Source organism: Streptomyces roseus (assembly GCF_001044425.1).
GTDB classification, from domain to species: Bacteria; Actinomycetota; Actinomycetes; order Streptomycetales; family Streptomycetaceae; genus Streptomyces; species Streptomyces roseus.
In genome coordinates this window covers 1-3,469 of record NZ_LFML01000079.1, presented here as the reverse complement: position 1 = coordinate 3,469, position 3,469 = coordinate 1, and the positions used below count along the sequence as shown (strand labels likewise).

Annotated in this window: 4 protein-coding genes; all 4 read left to right on the top strand. The window is 68.3% G+C overall.

Annotated features, from left to right (window positions below):
- The first annotated feature begins 258 nt into the window (after positions 1 to 258).
- The 4 genes from ACS04_RS20135 (at position 259) to ACS04_RS20120 (ending at position 3,006) form a co-directional block, all read left to right on the top strand.
- Positions 259 to 663, top strand: a complete 405-nt coding sequence (locus tag ACS04_RS20135) for a hypothetical protein (protein WP_048478063.1) — start codon at positions 259 to 261, stop codon at positions 661 to 663.
- Positions 664 to 778: 115 nt separating this feature from the next.
- Positions 779 to 1,237 carry a hypothetical protein gene (locus tag ACS04_RS20130; RefSeq protein ID WP_158977346.1) on the top strand — a complete coding sequence of 153 codons (459 nt, stop codon included), beginning with the start codon at positions 779 to 781 and terminating at the stop codon, positions 1,235 to 1,237.
- Positions 1,238 to 1,362: 125 nt separating this feature from the next.
- Positions 1,363 to 1,929, top strand: coding sequence for a hypothetical protein (locus tag ACS04_RS20125; protein WP_053080843.1), 567 nt, complete (start codon positions 1,363 to 1,365; stop codon positions 1,927 to 1,929).
- Positions 1,930 to 2,001: 72 nt separating this feature from the next.
- Positions 2,002 to 3,006, top strand: coding sequence for a DUF932 domain-containing protein (locus ACS04_RS20120; RefSeq protein WP_048478061.1), 1,005 nt, complete (start codon positions 2,002 to 2,004; stop codon positions 3,004 to 3,006).
- Positions 3,007 to 3,469: the final 463 nt, after the last annotated feature.

Here is a 3,469-nt window from a genome sequence, read left to right as displayed (position 1 = left end):
CCACCCGCCACCACACCCCTTGCCCTCCGCGCTTCGCGCTCCGGGTCCAGCCGACACCGGCCCCGCAATGCCCGCCCCCCACCGGGCAGTAAACCCTCTGTGACCTGCTAATACATCACTCTTTCGTGGTGGTCTGTGAGGGCGTTCCCGCGCCCAAATGACGTCAGATCGCGGTAGAATTCTGTTGTTGGTGAGGGGATGTGGCAAGACCTCACCAGCACCGAAGAACCCCCGCACCTGCGAACTCCAGGGAGAGCTGTGACCACGGACACCAAGCCTTTCGCCCTGATCGTGCACAACGACGGCAGTTTCGTCCTCGCCGACTGGACCCCCTCCACTGAGCCCCACGAACTGCTCAGCCGCGAAGGCATCCACCAGACGGCCCGGATGGGCTCCCAGCGGATCGATGACACCTTGACCGTCTGGTCGGACGACAACGCGCTCTGGGACGACGTCCAGGTGAACCGCAGCGCTCAGCGGTTGCTCAACACCCCGCACACCCTCTGCGGCCCGGTCGTACTGACCGGCGCGATCCCCCACACCTGCGCAGCCTTCGCGGATGGCCTCACGCAGGACCAGGTGCTCCAGCTCATCGAGCGTCACCTGACCACCAAGCGCGTGCTGATGCGCAGCCTGCACATTCCCGCGCAGCGCACCCGCTGACAGGCGTCACGGTCGGCCGGGTCCCTGCCCGGCCGCCCCTGTCCCACCCTGCGGGGCCGGGAGTGGCACCCGGCCCCGCATGTCCACCGCAGAACACCGAAGAGAGGGCACGCCCATGTTCGACTCCCCTTCCCGTGATCTGTCTGCCGCACGGGAACTCGCCCGCCGATCCATGATCCTGCTGCGGTCCCTGGCCCGCGCTGCCGGTGAGGGACCCCACCACCTCACGGTGGTACTGGCGACCGAGGAAGAAACCTGCGACGACGTCACCTGCGTCGAGGGCCAGTGCATCATCGACGGGCCCGTGTTGAGCGAGGACGACAGCAACGATCCGGTCGTGTTCGTCGCGTTCCTTCTGGCAACGACGACGACAGGCGTCAACGCCATGTTGGCCGCGCGCACGATGAGCTGGGACGGCCGCGTGCGGTTCATGTCCTGGATGGTCAGTGACCTTGCCGCGTTCCCGGCCACGGCCGAGCAGAGCCACGTGGCCTACTGCATTGCCGAGGATCGAGACCTGTCCGACCCGCTTCCCCCGGCCGTCACCTTCGTGGACGCCCCCACCCTGGCCTGACCGGCCCGGCCTTGATCGGCCGCCTGACCCGGCGGCCGACCGTTCCGGGTCCTGACGCCTGAATCTCTTCCCACACCCACATCCCAGCCTGGCAGGCATTCCGGCCTGCCCAGAGGAGCACCGCCATGACGAACGACGACAGCCCGCACGGGTACCGCATCGGCAGGGCCGACCACGAATGCCGCTACCCGGTCCTGGTCGATGAGCAGCAGATCGGCCGGATCTTCCGATGGCACGGAGGGTGGTTGGCCATCCCGGCCGGAACGAGCGAGCCGATCCGGCGGGGCGACGGCCGGGACGGCAGTGACGCCGCCGCCCGCTATCTCCTGGAGGAGTACCGCGCGGGTCACATCACGCCCCAAGCGGACACGCGGAAACCGGACCAGGGAACGGGCGGCCGCGTGCCGCTGCTGCACCCGCGCATGCGCGACACCGACCGCAACCAGAACGCGGCCCGCAAGGCCGTGGCCGGTCTGACCGCCTACCAGTGGGAGCCCCGTGGCGGCTACCCCGGAGCGGATAACCCGTGGGCGGTCCGATGCCAGCTGTGCGGCTGGGAGGGCAACCGCTACTGGTCCCACCTGCGCGGCCGCAACGGCAACCCGCCCTCCCCGTACCGGCACCCCGGATGCATCGACGCAGACAAGGTGCGCGCCGTGATCCCCGCGTACGCCGCCACCCAGAACGACTGACCACGGCCCGTCAGCGGCGGGGGAGTGGCACCCCTGCCGCATCCGTAGAACACCCTAGAAGGAGAGACTCCCATGGCACACGAGATCGAGCAGTTCAGCGACGGTACAGCCGCATTCGTGGGCGCGCGTGAGAGCGCCTGGCACAGGCTGGGAACGGTGACCGCCGATGCACTGACCGCTGAGGACGCTATGCGCCTGGCGGCCTTGGACGGCTGGAACGTCCGCCTGGTCGGCCTGCACGCCACCGAACTGACGGCAGAGGGTACAACCCTCCTGGACGTGCCGAACCATCGGGCGAGCGTACGCACGCACCCCAAGACCGGGAGCCCCGAAACACTCGGTGTCGTCGGCCCCGACTACACGCCCGTCCAGAACGAGGAACACGCCGAGTTCCTCAACTTCCTCGCCGACGAGTCGGGGGCGCACTTCGAGACGGCCGGATCCCTGCGAGAGGGCCGACAGGTGTTCCTGACCATGAAGCTGCCCCAAACGATGACCATCGGCGCCAGTGACAACGTGGACCTGTACATCGCGGCCTTCAACAGCCACGACGGCAGCAGCGCATTCCGCATCGTCGTCACACCTGTGCGGGTGGTCTGCGCGAACACGCTGCGCGCCGGACTGCGGAACGCAAAGAGCAGCTACACCGTCCGCCACACCTCCGGAGCACGCGGCCGCATCGCACAGGCCCGCCAGGCCCTGGGACTCACCTTCAAGTACGCCGAGGAGTTCGAAAAGGCCGCACAGCGCATGCTCGACGCAGAGATGACCACCCCCATGCTGCGCACGGTCGTCGACAAGCTGTGGCCCGTCGCCGACGCCGACAGCAGCCGCAAGAAGAGCAACCAACAGTCCCGTTGGTACACGATCCGCAACCTGTTCGAGCAGGCCGACACCCAGGCCGGCATCCGTGGAACGGCGTGGGCGGGATACAACGCGATCACGGAGTATGCCAACCACATCGCCCCCGCACGCGGTGCCAGCCCCGACCTGAAAAGCGCCGCCCGCGCCGAGCGAGTCATCTCCGGCACCGCCGACGACGTGATGGAACGCGCCTTCCACCTGATCGCCGTCTGACCGACTCCGCCCGACCATAACCCATGGGGGCGGGAAGCAACCGCCCCCATGGGGTACCAATCTCAGTTTCAAGCTGAGAAAAAAAATGAAGCAGCCGTGTCCGACCGCAGGCCTTGCCTGCCCCACCGCTGCAGAGTACCCCCGACGCAGTGAGGAGCAACACCGCTGTTGCCAGCCGGGCCCGCTTGCGGGCCCTTGAGTCCGAAGGCGAAGCCGGAGGACCCGGGTGGGAGCGAAGCGGACACCCCAACAGGCCGAAGGCCGCAACCCCGTGAAACGGGGTCACACTGGCTCGCGCAGCGAGCCGTTCGAGACCGAGCGAAGCGAGGTCCCGAACCCGTCCGGAGCGAAGCGCAGGACACCGGCCCGAAGGGCCGGCCCTGGCTCGGCGAAGCCGAGCCCGCCGAGCGCAGTGAGGCGGTTCTCTCCTGAGCGCGCAGCGCTCAGGGACCCGCTCCGCGGG